Annotated in this window: 13 protein-coding genes; 7 read left to right on the forward strand and 6 right to left on the reverse strand. The window is 70.1% G+C overall.

Annotation, left to right across the window (positions count from 1 at the left end; translation table 11 throughout):
* Position 1: 1 nt before the first annotated feature.
* On the reverse strand, positions 2–646 hold the full coding sequence (locus tag SCNU_RS15575) for a Type 1 glutamine amidotransferase-like domain-containing protein (RefSeq protein ID WP_009680355.1): 645 nt from the start codon (positions 644–646) through the stop codon (positions 2–4).
* Positions 647–656: 10 nt separating this feature from the next.
* On the reverse strand, positions 657–1673 hold the full coding sequence (zapE, locus tag SCNU_RS15580; RefSeq protein ID WP_009680356.1) for a cell division protein ZapE: 1017 nt from the start codon (positions 1671–1673) through the stop codon (positions 657–659).
* Between the two features lie 35 nt (positions 1674–1708).
* Between zapE and SCNU_RS15585 the strand changes: the two genes are divergently transcribed.
* The 4 genes from SCNU_RS15585 (at position 1709) to msrB (ending at position 5771) form a co-directional block, all read left to right on the forward strand.
* Entirely contained in the window at positions 1709–2461 is a 753-nt protein-coding gene (locus SCNU_RS15585) for a dihydrofolate reductase family protein (protein WP_009680357.1), read from the forward strand.
* A 64-nt stretch (positions 2462–2525) separates the two neighbouring features.
* Entirely contained in the window at positions 2526–4055 is a 1530-nt protein-coding gene (locus SCNU_RS15590; protein ID WP_009680358.1) for an alpha/beta fold hydrolase, read from the forward strand.
* Positions 4056–4080: 25 nt separating this feature from the next.
* Entirely contained in the window at positions 4081–5337 is a 1257-nt protein-coding gene (locus SCNU_RS15595) for a glycosyltransferase family 87 protein (RefSeq protein ID WP_040518610.1), read from the forward strand.
* Positions 5338–5354: 17 nt separating this feature from the next.
* A complete protein-coding gene (msrB, locus tag SCNU_RS15600; RefSeq protein WP_009680360.1) occupies positions 5355–5771 on the forward strand; it encodes a peptide-methionine (R)-S-oxide reductase MsrB in 417 nt (138 codons plus the stop codon).
* A gap of 12 nt (positions 5772–5783) precedes the next feature.
* Here the strand turns inward: msrB and hemQ are convergent, their stop codons facing one another.
* From hemQ to hemE, 3 genes are read right to left on the reverse strand one after another with little or no spacing between them, the layout of a single operon-like run.
* Positions 5784–6479 carry a hydrogen peroxide-dependent heme synthase gene (gene hemQ, locus SCNU_RS15605; RefSeq protein WP_009680361.1) on the reverse strand — a complete coding sequence of 232 codons (696 nt, stop codon included), beginning with the start codon at positions 6477–6479 and terminating at the stop codon, positions 5784–5786.
* 37 nt (positions 6480–6516) lie between these two features.
* A complete protein-coding gene (gene hemG, locus SCNU_RS15610; protein WP_009680362.1) occupies positions 6517–7905 on the reverse strand; it encodes a protoporphyrinogen oxidase in 1389 nt (462 codons plus the stop codon).
* Positions 7902–8930 carry a uroporphyrinogen decarboxylase gene (hemE, locus tag SCNU_RS15615; RefSeq protein ID WP_009680363.1) on the reverse strand — a complete coding sequence of 343 codons (1029 nt, stop codon included), beginning with the start codon at positions 8928–8930 and terminating at the stop codon, positions 7902–7904. The genes hemG and hemE overlap by 4 nt, the downstream gene beginning before the upstream one ends.
* A 160-nt stretch (positions 8931–9090) precedes the next feature.
* Between hemE and SCNU_RS15620 the strand changes: the two genes are divergently transcribed.
* From SCNU_RS15620 to SCNU_RS20050, 3 genes are all read left to right on the forward strand, one after another.
* A complete protein-coding gene (locus tag SCNU_RS15620; protein WP_083812621.1) occupies positions 9091–9732 on the forward strand; it encodes a DUF3000 domain-containing protein in 642 nt (213 codons plus the stop codon).
* Entirely contained in the window at positions 9729–10952 is a 1224-nt protein-coding gene (locus SCNU_RS15625; protein ID WP_009680365.1) for a ribonuclease D, read from the forward strand. The genes SCNU_RS15620 and SCNU_RS15625 overlap by 4 nt, the downstream gene beginning before the upstream one ends.
* A gap of 139 nt (positions 10953–11091) precedes the next feature.
* Positions 11092–13578 carry a glycoside hydrolase family 5 protein gene (locus SCNU_RS20050; protein WP_009680366.1) on the forward strand — a complete coding sequence of 829 codons (2487 nt, stop codon included), beginning with the start codon at positions 11092–11094 and terminating at the stop codon, positions 13576–13578.
* Here the strand turns inward: SCNU_RS20050 and dxs are convergent.
* Positions 13562–15499 (reverse strand): 1-deoxy-D-xylulose-5-phosphate synthase, encoded by a 1938-nt coding sequence (gene dxs, locus SCNU_RS15635; RefSeq protein WP_009680367.1) that lies wholly within the window; start codon positions 15497–15499, stop codon positions 13562–13564. The two genes, SCNU_RS20050 and dxs, sit on opposite strands and share 17 nt — an antisense overlap.
* Between the last annotated feature and the right edge of the window lie 38 nt (positions 15500–15537).

Consider the following 15537-nt stretch of genomic DNA (forward strand, 5'->3'; position numbering starts at 1 on the left):
TCTACAGGACCGGCTCCGTCGACGGCACCACTCGCGACCCGGCGTCGTCGACGATCAGCGCCTGATCGTCGTACAGCGGCAACAGGGTGAAGCGGTCGCCGTACTCGTTGAGCGTCCGGTCGATGAGCTCGGTCGGATACGGCGGCAGCTGGCCGTCCGCGTGCGGGATCACCACGGTCTCGGTCAGTCCGAGTCCGCGGAAGTCTTCGAGGTCGAGTCCCAGCCCGGGGTCGTCCATCAGGGCCGCAGGCTCGACGTCCGGCCCGGCCGCGACCGCCCCGGCGCTGAGTCCGACGTACGGCAGTCCACCGCGCACACGATCGGCGATCAGCGTGTCGGCACCGCTGCGCCGCAGTCCCGACATCAGCGCGAAGGTGTCGCCACCGGACACATACAGCGCGTCGACGGAGTCGATGAGGTCCTCCACGCCGCCGCGTCGAAGGTCGATGTTCACCACGTCGTAGCCGAACCGCACGAGCCGCTCATGCTCGGGCCCGGTGAACGGAGCGTCCAGCAGATGCCGCTGGGCTTCGTCGATGTAACCGATGCGGCGTGGCCGATCGACGGCCTCGCTCGAACCGTGGATGACCGGCGGCAGGTACTCCAGCAGGGCACCTGCGCCGAGCGACAGCAGAATGAGCATCATCGCCGCCGCCTCAGTCGTTCGCCTCCGCGAACCGGGACAGCGCCAAGAGACGCGAGGTCGCGCGCAGATACTTCTTGCGGTAGCCGCCCGCGATCATCTCCGGGGTGAAGAGCTCGTCGAGTTTGACGCCGGAGATGCTCACCGGGATCTCCGCGTCGTACAGCCGGTCGGCGAGGGCGACCAGACGCAGCGCCACGGCCTGATCCGGGGCAGGTCGGACATCCTTGACGCAGACCAGCGTGACGCCGTCCACCAGCGACTTGTACTTCGACGGGTGCAGCTTGGCGAGGTGCTCCACCAGTTCGTCGAACGTGTCGAGCGTGGCGCCGACGGTGTTCTCGGCCTGACGCTCCAGCTCCTCGTCGGTCATCGGTTCGGGTGCCGGCGGCAGGTCGCGGTGCCGGTAGTCCGGGCCGTCGACGCGGATGGTCTCGAAGATCGACGACAGCTTCTGGATCTCGCGCAGGAAGTCGCTGGCCGCGAACCGGCCCTCGCCCAGCTGCCCGGGCAGAGTGTTCGACGTCGCCACGATCGACACGCCGCGTGCGGTCAGCTCGGTGAGCAGCCGCGACACCACCATGGTGTCACCCGGGTCGTCGAGCTCGAACTCGTCGATGCACAGCACACTGTGACCGGACAGCCGCTCGAGGGCGTCGATGTAGCCGAGCGCACCGACCACGTTGGTGACCTCGCCGAACGTCGCGAACGCCTTCGGACCCGGCATCGCATGGTAGATCGACGCCAGCAGGTGAGTCTTGCCGACGCCGAAGCCGCCGTCGAGGTACAGACCGATGCCCTGCGGCGCGGCGGACTTGCGGAAGAAGCTCTTCTTTCCGCCGGCGCGGACCTTCGACGCCCGTGCGACGAAGTCGCGTGCGGCGTTCACCGCGGCGGTCTGGCTGGGCTCGTTGGGGTCGGGGATGTACGAGTCGAAGCTCACCTCGTCGAACATCGTCGGCGGGATCATCTCACCGATGAGTTGGTCGGGAGCCAGGACCGGATTCCGATCGCTAAGTCGTGCCAGCATTAGGCAAGGGTAACGACCGGCCCCATGATGGACTCATGTTCATTCTGCAGAAAGCGACTGATGTCACAGCCGACGAACTGGAGCGGATGTATGCCTTCGGCGCGTCGGAGCGGCCACTGATCCGGGCCAACATGGTGGCGGGCATCGACGGTGCCGCCACCGCCGACGGCAAGTCCGGATCGCTCGGTTCCGACGGCGACCGGCAGCTGTTCCACCTGCAGCGCGCGCTCGCGGACGTGATCGTGGTCGGCGCCAGCACCGCGGTGGCCGAGGGATATCACCCGCCGACCGTCGATCCGCGCTACGCCGCCGGGCGCGCCGAACGCGGCCAGTCCGCCGTACCACTGCTCGTCCTGGTGTCGCGTTCGTTGAACCTCCCCGTCGACTACCCCACTGCGACCCATCCGGACGTCCTCATCGCCACCTGCAGCGAGGCACCCGACGAGGCCCGCAGTGCACTGCTCGACGCCGGTGCCGGCATCGTCGACTGCGGTCGGTCGACCGTCGACCCGCATGCGCTGGTCGCCGAGCTCGCCGCGCGCGGCCATCGCCGCGTGCTGTGCGAAGGCGGTCCCCGTTTCCTGGCAGAGCTCGCGGCGGCCGGACTGCTCGACGAGCTCGCGCTGACGATCAGCCCGATCGTCACCGGCGGCGACGCGCCCCGAATCGCCCGCGGTGCGGTGGCCGATGCACCGATGCGCGTGCGGCACCTGCTCGGCGACGACGAGGGCTACCTGTTCCAGCTGTGGGAGCGCGCCGTCGACCGGCCGACTCACACCTACGACTAGGCTCGCGGTCATGCAGATTCACGGTCGCCGTCACAGATCCGGCCGTCGCAGATCCGCAGGTGCCGTGGCCGCGGGTGTGCTCACGTCCGTCGCCCTCGTCGCCGGGTGCGCGGTCGGACCGGACACCGGCCCGGACATCGTGCGCGGCGACCACGGCGACCAGAAGTCCACCGAGGTGCCACGCCAGCCGGAGCTTCAGGCGCCGCGCAACGACCTCAACTGGAGCCCGTGCGCAGGCAAGATCGCCGAGCGGTACGGCGTCAAGGCTCCCGAGGGCGTCCGACTGGACTGCGCGCGATACGACGCGCCCGTCGACCCGTCGAAGCCCGGCGGCGCAACCGTGAAGATCGGCGTGGTCCGCGCGAAGACCGCCGCCACGCCGGCCGACGCGGTGCCGCTCGTCCTGACCAGCGGCGAGGACATGCCCAGTTCGCGGACGCTGCTGTCGTTCGCGTCCGGCGACGGCCACGCGGCGCTCGACCGTCAACCGATCGTCGCCGTCGACCACCGCGGAATCGGCACCTCGGGATTGATCGACTGCATGACCACGACGCAGCGCGGCACCTATGACACCAACGCCGCGGGCGACGATCGGGACGTCGCCGCACGCGCCGAGAAGCTGTCGGAGGCGGCGCGCACCGGCGCCGACCAGTGCAACGACACGCTCAGCCCGGACCAGCTCGCGTATTCGGCGGCGGCCGCGGGCGAGGACCTCGAACAGCTTCGGCAGCGGTGGGACGTCGACCGGCTCGCCGTGCTCTCGGTCGGCACCGGGTCGTCGGTCGCGCTGGCGTTCGCCGCCGCCCATCCCGATCAGGTCGGGCGCCTCGTGCTCGACTCCCCCGTCGGCTACAACGTCGACGCCAGAGCCGCCGCAGCCAGCCGGGCCCGCGGCCTCCAGGCGACCCTGACCGCCTTCCTGCAGCGGTGCGCGGGCGCCGGTTGCTCACTCGGCGCGAACGGCGCCGCCACCCTCGGCAGGCTGATGTCGACGGGCGCGGCCGGACAGGGCGACGCGCTGTCGGATACACAGGTGCTCGACGCCGTGACGACCGCACTCGCCGTCGGCGACACCTCGCCCGCCGGGCTGAAGGAACTCAGTGCGGCCCTCACCGCGGCCGACCGCGGCGACACCGCCGCCCTGCGCGCACTGTCCGACGCGGCCCGTTCCCTTCGGCTCGCCGACGGCCAGGTGGTGGCTCGATGCAACGACATGCGTGGCCGGCCGGGCACCGACGAGATCCCGGCGATCGCCCGCGACTGGTCGGGGCAGAGCCCGCTCACCGGGACCACCACGGCGCTGGACCTGGTCCGCTGCGACGGGTGGGGCGTCACCGACAGCCCTCCCGCACCCGACCACTTCGCCGTGAATCCGCTCATTCTCGTCGGCCGGAACGACCCGGTGAACGGTGCGGACGCCGCCGCCGACCTGACTCCGCTGATGCTCGCGGCCAATACCGCCCCGACCACCGTGACCTGGGACGGCCTCGGCTACTCGGTGGCCGCCAACTCGCGCTGTGCCGGCGATCTGATCGGCGAGTATCTCGGTTCCGCTCCACTGGGCGCGCCGACCGAACGCGCCTGTCCGGCCTGACACCCTCGTGTAGTACGGTGCGCGGGTGAACGTTGTAGAGCGCTACCTGTATCCGCGTGTGGAGTCGCAGCGCATCATTTCGCTGATCCTGTGGCCGATCACCGTCATGATGATCATCCAGCGGTCGCTGATCCTGGGCGTCAACGGTCACCGCACCGACGACTTCACCCCGGTCTACAACGCGGCGTTCAACTTCCTGAACCGCCTGCCGGTCTACAACGAGAACTACGGCACCGTCGACCCGCACTATCTGTATCCGCCGTCGGGGACCATGCTGATGGCTCCCCTGGCTGTGTTGAATCCCGAGTACGCGCGGTGGCTGTTCATCGCGGTCAGCGTGGCGGTGCTCGTCGTGTGCGCCTACCTGCTGACCCGGATGTTCGGGTTCAGTTACGACTCGTGGGTGTTCCCGGCCGTGCTGTTCTTCTTCTTCAGCACCGAGACGGTCGCGCACACGCTGATCTTCACCAACTTCAACGGCTTCGTCCTGCTCGGCATGATCGCGTTCATGATGCTGATGATGAGCCGGCACGACCTGTGGGCCGGCGTCGCGATCGGTCTCACCATCGCCGTCAAGCCGGTCCTGGCGCCGCTGCTGCTGCTCGTCCTGTTCAACCGGCAGTGGAAGATCCTGATCACCGCGATCGGCGTCCCACTCGTCCTGAACGTGCTGGCGTGGCCGCTCTCGAAGGACCCGATGGACTTCGTGAACCGCACCGTCCCGTACCTGGGCGAGACCCGCGACTACTACAACAGCTCCATCACCGGAAACGCCGCCTACTTCGGCATCGACTCGTGGCTCGCCTGGCTGATGCGCATCGCCTTCGTCGTGATGGCGGTGTTCTCCCTGTGGTTCCTGTACAAGTACTACCGCCGCACCGACGAACTGCTGTGGCTGACCACATCGTCCGGCGTGCTGCTCGGCACCACGTTCCTCGTCGGCTCGCTCGGCCAGGGCTACTACTCGATGCTGCTGTTCCCGTTGCTGATGACGGTGTTCCTCAAGGGCTCGACGATGCGCAACTGGCCCGCCTGGCTCGGCGTGTACGGCTGCATGACCTTCGACGTCTTCGACTCCAAGAAGTGGGAGCCGTTCGGCCGCTACCTCGAGTACAACAAGGTTCCGCTGGGATGGTCGTTGCTGATGATCTCGGTGTTCTGCGTGCTGCTCTTCCGCTACCTCGACCTGCGTGAGGCGAAGGCGCTCGGCGGCTCCCCCGATGGTCCCGAGAACGGCTCCCCCGACGGCTCTCCAGGTGACACGGCCGTGTCCGCCGCCTGAGCGCTACCCTGGACGGCATGACCTCCGAGCAGCCCGCCGACCTGTCCGATCTCACCGACGAGCAGTGGCGCGAACGCCTCACGCCGCAGGAGTTCCATGTCCTGCGTGAAGCGGGCACCGAGCGACCGTTCGTCGGCGAGTACACCGACTCCGAGGACGTCGGCGTGTACCGCTGCCGGGCCTGCGGTGCCGAACTGTTCCGCAGCACGACGAAGTTCCACTCGCACTGCGGCTGGCCGTCGTTCTTCTCGCCGCTCGCCGGCGAGGCGATCATCGAGCGCGTCGACGACTCCCTCGGAATGACGAGGACCGAGGTGCTGTGCGCCAACTGCCACAGCCACCTCGGTCACGTCTTCGCCGGTGAGGGCTACGACACCCCGACCGATCTGCGCTACTGCATCAACTCCATCAGTCTGAGTTTCGAAGGCGAGTAGCCGCGGCCTGACTCACGGCAGGGAGTGCGCCAGCTTCGCAGGGTCGACGCGCGGTCCCGTGAAGAACGGGATCTCGACGCGAACGTGACGGCGGGCCTCGGTGGCGCGCAGGTCGCGCATCAGATCGACGATGCGATGGAGCTCCGGGGCCTCGAACGCCAGGATCCACTCGTAGTCGCCCAGGGCGAACGCGGGCACGGTGTTCGCGCGGACGTCCTTGTAGTCGCGAGCCTCCTTGCCGTGGTCGGCGAGCATCTGCCTGCGCTCGGCGTCCGGCAGCAGGTACCAGTCGTACGACCGCACGAAGGGGTACACGCACACGTACGCGCCGGGGTCCTCACCCGCGAGGAAGGCCGGGATGTGGCTCTTGTTGAACTCGGCCGGCCGGTGCAGCGCCGAGCCGCTCCAGAACGGATCGGAGGCACGGCCGAGGATGGTGCTGCGACGGAAGGTCGAGTACGCGTCCTGCAACTGCTCGATAGTCTCCGCGTGCCACCAGAACATGAAGTCCGAGTCGCCGCGCATGCCTGCGACGTCGTAGATGCCCCGGACCACGACTCCCTTGTCGGCGACCTCGTCGAGGAAACGCTCCAGATCGGCCGCGACCTCATCGCGGCTCTCCGGCAACTCGCCCGCACGCACGGTGAAGACCGAGAACATCAGGTAGCGGATCGTTGCATTCAATTCGGCGTAATCGAGGCGAGTCATGCCTCCATCGTGCCACCGCGCTTCGAGCGCCGGAACGTCAGGTGTGCAGGTAGGCGGTGATTCCGGCCACTGCAGCCTCGGCGGTCCCGATGCACGCGGGGACTCCGACCCCGGCGTAGCCGGACCCCGCGACACCGATTCGGCCGGGCACCGCGGCGAACGCCTCACGCACGCGAGCGAGATGGCCCGGCGCATAGTGCGGCAACCCGCCGGGCCACCGCTGCACGACGGCGTCGACGATCTCCGGCGCCGGCAGGCCGGCGGCCGTGAACAGCGTGCCGAGGTCCGACACCGACGCCGTGATCAGTTCGTCGTCGGTCGAGACGACGGGATCGCCGAGCCTGCCGAAGGAGGTCCGCAGGGTCCGGACCGGACCGGATCGCAGATGCGGCCACTTCTGACTACTGAGCGTGACGGCCTTGATCCGAAGGCCGGCGTCGGTCGCAACCAGGACTCCCGAATGCTCGGGCAGCGGCGTCTCCTCGGCGACGGCCACAGCGACGACCGCCGAACCGGCCGCGCGGACGTCGCCGAACACCGATGCGACATCGGGAGCAGCGTCGGCGAGCAGTCGGGCGGCGGACCAGATCGGGACGGCGATCACGGCCGCGTCGTAGTCGACGGCCCGCCCCTCGGCCGCGTCGTCGAGGGTGACGGTGACCCCGGCGGCGCCGGGTCGCACACCGACCACCTCGGTTCCGTAACGGACTTCCGCGCGGCCGGCCGCCAGCAGCGCTTCGACCAGTTCCCGATACCCGCCGCGCAACGCGCCGAACACCGGGCCGGTGCCGCTCGCGCCCGCAGCGAGGACCGCGTCGACCGCGGCCGTCAACGACGGAGCCCCGTCGTCGAGCGCACGTGCGAGAGCGGGTACCGCTTCGCGCAGACCCAGTTGATCCGCGAGCGCCGAGTACACGCCGCCGAGCATCGGGTCCACGCTGCGCGCGACCACCGAGCGTCCGAAGCGTTCGCCGACCAGCTCGCCGACCGACGGATCGTCGCCCGGCGTCCATGCGAAGGGCGCGTCGGGTTCGCCGGCCATGCGCTCGAGATCCGCGGCGTCGACGAGACCCGCCACCGAAGCCGGTGCGGCGGGAATCCCCATCAGGGCTGGGGTGGGCAGCGGGTGCAGTGCGGCGCCCGACCAGATGGCGGGACGGAGCGGGCCCGGCGACACGATGCGGTCCGCGAGACCGAGTTCTGTGACCAGTTGCAACGCCTCGGGGCGCCGGACGATGAACGCCTCGGCCCCGACGTCCGCCGCGGTGCCGCCGACGTCCGCCATCCGCAGCAGTCCGCCGGGCCGATCGGCCTCGTCGTAGACGTCGATCGTGATGTCGTCGCCGAACTCGCGGCGCAGGCGATACGCGGCGGTCAGTCCGGAGACACCCGCGCCGATCACCGCGACGCGCCGCGACCGGCTCACAGCGAGTGGATCAGCTCGACCGCCCGCGTGATCACGCCGGCGTCGGTGTTCGGCAGCACCCCGTGACCGAGGTTGAAGATGTGCCCGGGCGCACCGGCGTCGACGGCTCGACGACCCGCGGCGACGATCCGGTCGATCTCCCGTTCGAGGACGGCGTCGTCACCTGCCAGCAGCACCGTCGGGTCGAGGTTGCCCTGCACCGCGACCCGATGCCCGACGCGGGCCGCGGCCTCGTCGAGCGGGATGCGCCAGTCGACGCCGATCACGTCCGCGCCGACGTCGGTCATCGAGCTGAGCAGCTCACCGGTGCCGACACCGAAGTGGATGCGTGGAACGCCGTACTCGGCGACCTCGGCCATCACGCGGGTGGAGTGCGGTGCCACGTACTCCTCATACGCCGACTTCGAGAGCGTCCCCGCCCACGAGTCGAAGAGTTGCATCGCGTCGACGCCCGCGTCGAGCTGGGCTCGCAGGAAGGTGATGGTGATGTCCGTGAGTCGTCCCATCAGGGTGTGCCAGAGTTCGGGTTCGGCGAGCATCATCGCCTTCGTGTGCTCGTAGGTGCGGCTCGGTCCGCCCTCGATCAGGTACGAGGCGAGCGTGAACGGCGCCCCGGCGAAGCCGATCAGCGACTTCTCGTCGGGGAGCTCCGCGAGAATCGAACCGATCGCCGAGGTGACGGCCCCGACCGCCGCCGGATCCAGACGCGGGATCGACGCGACGTCGGCCGCCGTACGGATCGGCGAGGCGATCACCGGTCCGGTTCCGCCGACGATGTCGAGGTCGATGCCCGCCGCGCGCAGCGGAACCACGATGTCCGAGAACAGAATGGCGGCGTCGGTGTCGTGCCTGCGCACCGGCTGCATGGTGATCTCGGCGACGAGCTCCGGGTCGAAGCAGGATTCGAGCATTCCGCGTCCGGCCCGGATCTCCCGATACTCCGGCAGCGAACGGCCCGCCTGGCGCATGAACCACACGGGCCGACGGGCTGGGCTGCCACCCGTGGCGGCGGCGATCAACGGCATCCGGTTCGGCGAGCGGCGGCCTCGAATCGAAGTCATGCCGACAACTCTGCCACTTCCGACAGGACATAAGCCATCCGGCCGTGAGGCCGCTCACTTATCGTCGTCTTAGCTTGCGGCGCGCCTCCGCCAACTGGCTTGAGCCGGGGCCTAACCTGACGCCGTGACCACATCTGGAGCCCCGAGCGAGCCCGCCGAATTCCGCGATGCGGTGGCCTCTCTTCACGACGCCGCCGTGCGACGCGAGATCGAGATCGGTTCGATTCGCCCGCCGCAGCGCCTGGCGCCGTACAGTTACGCCCTCGGCGTCGAGGTCAGCCCGGCGGAGATCAACGATCCGGGCCTCGTCCCGACGGATTCGTCCGGCAGCGCCTACGGCCGCCTCGTCCTTCTCTACGACCCCGCCGGTCAGGAGGCCTGGAACGGCACGTTCCGCCTGGTGGCCTTCATCCAAGCCGAGGTCGAAGCGGCATTGGCCGCCGATCCCCTGCTTCCACAGGTCGCGTGGACCTGGTTGTCGGAGGCGCTCGGCGTCCCCGACGGCGCCACGGAGTCGACGCCCGCCCTCGGCGCCGACCAACCCGCGGTCCGCGCGCTCGGCGGCACGGTGACCGCAACCACCTCGGTGCGGTACGGCGACATCGCCGGACCGCCGCAGGCCCATCAGCTCGAACTGCGGGCGTCGTGGACGGCGACCAGCGCCGAACTCGCCGCCCACCTGGAGGCGTTCTGCGAGGTACTCGCGTCCGCCGCCGGGCTGCCACCGGCCGGCGTCACCGCGCTCGGCCCGGTCCAGCCGTCGTGACCGGGGTCGCGGCCGGCCCGTCGGACCAGGGCGCACCGGAGATCACGCCACTCACCCGCCCGCACGACGGCGTGCCGACCGTGCTCTCACGACCCGACGAGTTCGCCGAAGCCGCAGAGCTCATCGGCCGCGGAACCGGTCCCATCGCCGTCGACACCGAGCGGGCCAGCGGCTACCGATACTCGCAGCGCGCCTACCTGGTGCAGCTCAAGCGCGCGGGGTCGGGCAGCTTCCTCATCGATCCGATCAGCCATCCGGACGCGCTGTCCCCGCTGATCGACGCACTCGACGGTCCCGAATGGATCCTGCACGCCGCCGACCAGGATCTGCCGTGCCTGCGCGAACTCGGCTTCACCCCGACGACTCTGTTCGACACCGAACTGGCCGGGCGGCTCCTCAACATTCCCAAGGTCAACCTGGCGGCGATGGTCGCCGAGTTCCTCCACCTCGGTCTGGCGAAGGGTCACGGCGCCGCGGACTGGTCCCGCCGCCCGCTCCCCGACGACTGGCTCAACTACGCGGCACTCGACGTCGAGGTGCTCGTCGAACTCCGCGACGCGGTCGCCGACGCGCTGTCGGAGGCCGGGCGCGACGAGTGGGCGGCTCAGGAATTCGCGTATGTGCTGGCACGACCGCCGTCGGCGCCGAAGCCCGACAGGTGGCGGCGGACATCGAACATCCACGATCTGCGCTCGGCACGACAGCTGGCGGTCGTACGCGAGCTGTGGACGGCCCGGGAGGAGCTCGCCGCACTTCGGGACGTCGCCCCCGGGCGAGTGCTGCCGGACTCCGCGATCATCACCGCGGCCACCGCGAATCCGGTCGACGGCAAGGCGCTGACGAGACTGCCGGTGTTCGGCGGACCGCGACAGCGCAGACAGGCCGACCGCTGGATGCGGGCGATCTCGACGGCTCAGCGCCTTCCGGAGTCCGAGCTGCCGTCGAAGAAGAGCCCGCAGGTGGGGCCGCCGCCGTACAACCGCTGGGAGCAGCGCAACCCCGAAGCCGCCGCGCGCGCCAACGCGGTCCGGCCCGTGGTCCGGACCATCGCCGAGGAGATCGGGATTCCGCAGGAGAACCTGCTGGCGCCCGATCTACTCCGCAATCTGTGCTGGGACGGCCTCGCCGGCGACGACGCCGGGTCATGGCTGGCCGCCCACGGCGCGCGGCCCTGGCAGCGCGAGCTGGTCGCCGAACCGATCGACGACGCTCTCGGGTGATTCGGGCTCTCGGGTGAGTCCGGCTCTCGGGTGAGTCCGGCTCTCGGGTGAGTCCGGCTCTCGAGTGAGAGGGCCAGAAACGGGTCCCCCTTCGCATTCGGCTCGCACGGTGGTTCTTCTCCGACCTAGGGTGACGCGAGTGAATCGCGAACTGCTGATGCGTCGGTCTACGGTCGCCACCGTGGCCCTGGCCCTCGTCATCGGGCTCGGTGCCGCCCTCGACCCCGTGGGACTGATCACCGTGGTGGGGTGGTCGGGTGCGAGGATCTGGCCTGTCGAAGGCGTATGGCAGGGCGCGCCTTTCCTGCTGCTCCTGCCGATCGCCTTGGTCGGCACGTGGTGGACCGTCCATGTCTTCGACGACGGTCGGAGACGATTCGCACCGGCATTCGCCGGCACCCTGATCGCGCTCCTCATCGGCAAGTTCGTGACAGCGCTCGTCTCGGTCGGCGAGCTGCGGACCGCAGCGTGGTCCGTGGGCTACAGCGTCGGGAAGGCCGCGGTCGCCGCTGTGGTCGTGGGCGCGGTGGTCGTGGCGGTGTGCCGGCGCGACCGGATCGGGGCCCCCGTCGAAGAGGCTCCCTATCGCGTCCGACCGGACTGGCTCGGGTCCGGGCTGTTCGCCGTGATCGCGGTCCCCCTCGCCGGACTCTGGTGGACCGGTGCGACCTACAGTTCCGCGATGCCCGCGCCGAATCCCGCACGCGGCTGGTGGGCGGTGGTGTTCGGCGTCGGCGTGCTGTGGGCGGGGACCGCCGCGGCCGGCTGGTGGATGCGGCGTGGCGCGGCCGAGACTCGCCAGTCGGGTTCTGGACGGGCGGGTTCAGACCAGGCACCACAGCAGCGATTCCTGATCGGCTGGTACGCGGCGATCGGCGGCGGAGCGGTGCTCGGGTTGTGCGCCACCGTGGTGGGACTCTTCGCCGGCGACGGCTTCGGCGGCGCAGGCGCGGGCTCCGATCTCTGGCCGGTGTTGTCGGGCTACATCCGGATCGCCGACGGCATCGCGTACGGCGCGTGCCTCGGCTGGGTGGCCGGACTCGCCGCACTGCTGCCCGCGCCGCTTCGGGGGCACCGTGCGGACGAGGCCGGTGCGGGTGTGATCACTGCAGGTGAGTCCGTGCTGGCGCTGATCGCAGTCATCGCGGTCGGCGTCGTCGTGCCGACTGCCGTGCACTCCGCTCCCCACCGTTCCGCCGACGGCCCGCCTGCCACCGCTACCCCTGTGACCGCTGTCGACGACCACTCGCTGCTGCCGTTGCGGGTGCGCGACGGCTCGATCGCCGACACCGCCGACCGCGAGGTGCTGCTGCGCGGCGTCAACGTGAATCAGCTCGTGGACTTCTACGCGGCACGCCCGAACGTACCCGCGACGCGACCGCTCACCGACGCCGACTTCGCGGCGATCTCCGACCTCGGGTTCACCGTCGTTCGGCTGAACCTCTCGTGGTCGGCGCTCGAGCCGGAACGCGGACGACTCGACCCGCAGTACCTGGGCCGGATCCGCACCTCGGTCGACCAGGCCGCCGCGCACGGCGTGTACACGGTCCTCGACATGCATCAGGACGGATGGTGGAACGGCGCCGCGTCGCCCGGAACGCGATGCCGGCCCGGGACCTCGCCGATGTGGGGCTTCGACGGCGCGCCCGGATGGGCCACGATCACCGACGGCGCACCGCGCTGCGAGTTCAACGGACGTGACATGTCGCCGGCAGGCGACCGCGCGTTCAACCACTTCTGGTACAACAGCGACGGCATCCGCGACGCCCTCGCCCACACCTGGGGGCTACTGGCGCACGAGTTCGCCGACGAGCCCGCCGTCGCAGGTTTCGATCTGCTCAACGAGCCGGGCTTCGGCGAGTCCGCCCCGCTCACCTCCTCCCTGCTCCTCGGCCGCTTCTACGCGTCGGCGATCCGGGAGATCCGCGCCGCCGGAGCGGACCAGATCGTGTTCGTCGAGCCGAGCATCCTGTGGTCGGGGCTGGCGTTCGACGGCGGCCCCTCCCCCGATTTCACCGACGACGCGAACATCGTCTTCTCCCCGCACCTGTACGCCCAGTCCATCACCATGGACGCCTCGCTCGGGATCGGGCCGCTCGTCAGCATCGAACGCGGTTTCCGGCTGGCCGACCGCGTGGCCGCCGAGTACGGCGCGCCGGTGTGGAGTGGTGAGTACGGCTACTGGGGCGACACCGCGGAGGACATGCTGCAACGTTTCGCCCGCGAGCAGGACCGGCGCCACCAGGGCGGCGCCTACTGGGTGTGGAAACAGGCCTGCGGCGATCCGCAGAACGGGATCGGGCCGATCGGCGACGCCCTCATGCCACAGGACTGCCGCACCGGCGGTGACGCCCCACCCAAGTCGGCGCTGCTGAAGATCCTGACCCGGGCGTACCCGCAGGCCGCTCCCGGCACGATCACCTCACTCCACGCGGACGGCGCCGACATGGAGCTGACCGGCCGCGCGGGCCCCGGAACCTGCCGGATCCGCGTGTGGATCCCGGGCACCGCGACGCCGACGATCCAGTCGTCGGGCCTCTCGGATCAGCGGCTCACCGCGCATGGCACCGGCACGCTGCTGACCGGCTGCGTCCGCGGCGACTACCGGATCACGACTGCCGGGTGACGAGGTCGAGCGAGACGGGCTCCTCCGGACCGACGAGCGAGACCCGCTCCTGCCCGCCGGCGATCGCCGATCGGACCGACTCGGCGATCGCGCCGGGCGTCAGACCGCAGTCGGCGAGGATCGCCTCGCGCGACGCATGCGCGATGAACTCCTGCGGCACGCCGCGGCGATAGACGGGCACGTCGAGGCCCGCGCGTTCCAGCGCCAGCTCCACCGCGCTGCCGACGCCGCCCTGCACGCCACCGTCCTCGACGGTGACGACGGCCGTGTGCTCGCGCGCGAGCTCGACCACCGACGCGGGCACCGGAAGCACCCATCGCGGGTCGACGACCGTGACCGGGACGTCCTGCGCGACGAGCAGTTCGGCTGTCGCGAGCGCGAGCTCGGCCATGCCTCCGACGGCGACGATCAGCACGCCGCCCGGCTCATCCGCCTCGACGAGCACGTCGACGCCGTCGTCCAGGCGCCGGACCGCCGCCACGTCGTGCGGCACACTGCCCTTCCCGAACCGGATCGCCGACGGGCCGTCGCCCATGTCCAGCGCCTCCGACAGCTCCTCCTGCAGTCGCACGGCGTCGCGGGGCGCCGCCACACGGATCCCGGGGACGATCGACAGCAGCGACAGGTCCCACATTCCGTGGTGGCTGGGGCCGTCGGGGCCGGTGATTCCGGACCGGTCGAGCACGACGGTGACCGGCATCTTGAGGAGCGCGACGTCCATCAGCAGCTGGTCGAAGGCGCGGTTGAGGAACGTCGAGTAGATCGCGAGCACCGGGTGCATGCCGCCGAGCGCCAGGCCGGCCGCCGAGGTCATCCCGTGCTGTTCGGCGATGCCGACGTCGAACATCCGCTCCGGGTACCGCTCGCCGAACGCGGACAGTCCGGTGGGTCCGGGCATCGCCGCGGTGATCGCGACCACCTCGGGCCGTCGTGCCCCCTCGTTGACCAGTGCCTTCGAGAACACCGACGTCCAGTCGACCGGCGACTCCGCCAGCGCCTTGCCGGTGAGCGGATCGATCTTGCCCGTGGCGTGCATCTGCTCGGCTTCGTCGTTCTCCGCCGGAGCGTAGCCGTTGCCCTTGCGGGTCACCGCGTGCACGATCACCGGGCCGCCGAACGCCTTGGCGCGGCGCAGCGCCGCCTCCATCTCGGCGAGGTCGTGCCCGTCGACCGGACCGACGTACTTCAGGCCGAGGTCGGCGAACATCGCCTGCGGTGACACCAGGTCCTTCACGCCGCTCTTCATGCCGTGCAGCACGGCGTACGCGGCGTCGCCAACCATCGGCATGCTCTTGAGCGTCCGGCGTCCGGTGTTCAAGAAGCGTTCGTAGCCCGGCTGCAGACGCAGTGCCGACAGGTTCCGGGCGAGCCCGCCGATCGTCGGCGCGTACGACCGCCCGTTGTCGTTCACGACGATCACCACGGGACGGTCGCTGTCTGCGATGTTGTTCAGCGCCTCCCAGCACATGCCGCCGGTGAGCGCGCCGTCGCCGACCACCGCGACGACCGTGCGGTCCTCGCCGCGCAGCGCGAACGCCTTGCTCAGTCCGTCCGCATTCGACAGGGCCGCCGACGCGTGCGACGACTCGACCCAGTCGTGCGGACTCTCGCTGCGGTCCTGATAGCCGCTGAGGCCGCCCTCCTGGCGGAGACTGTCGAAGCGATCCTTGCGTCCGGTGACGATCTTGTGGACATAACACTGATGTCCGGTGTCGAACAGGACGGGGTCGGTCGGCGAGTCGAAGACTCGGTGGATCGCGAGGGTGAGCTCGACGACGCCCAGGTTGGGCCCGAGGTGACCGCCGGTCGCCGCCACCTTCTGGATCAGGAACTGCCGGATGTCGTCGGCGAGCTCGGCCAGTTCCTCTGGCGAGCACGCACGTACGTCTGCCGGTGAATCCACCCGATCCAGCACGCCCATCCGTTGTCCTCCTTCGCACCCGCGTCGGCCCTGGCGGC

Origin of the sequence: Gordonia neofelifaecis NRRL B-59395 (genome assembly GCF_000192435.1) — a bacterium.
GTDB lineage: Bacteria > Actinomycetota > Actinomycetes > Mycobacteriales > Mycobacteriaceae > Gordonia > Gordonia neofelifaecis.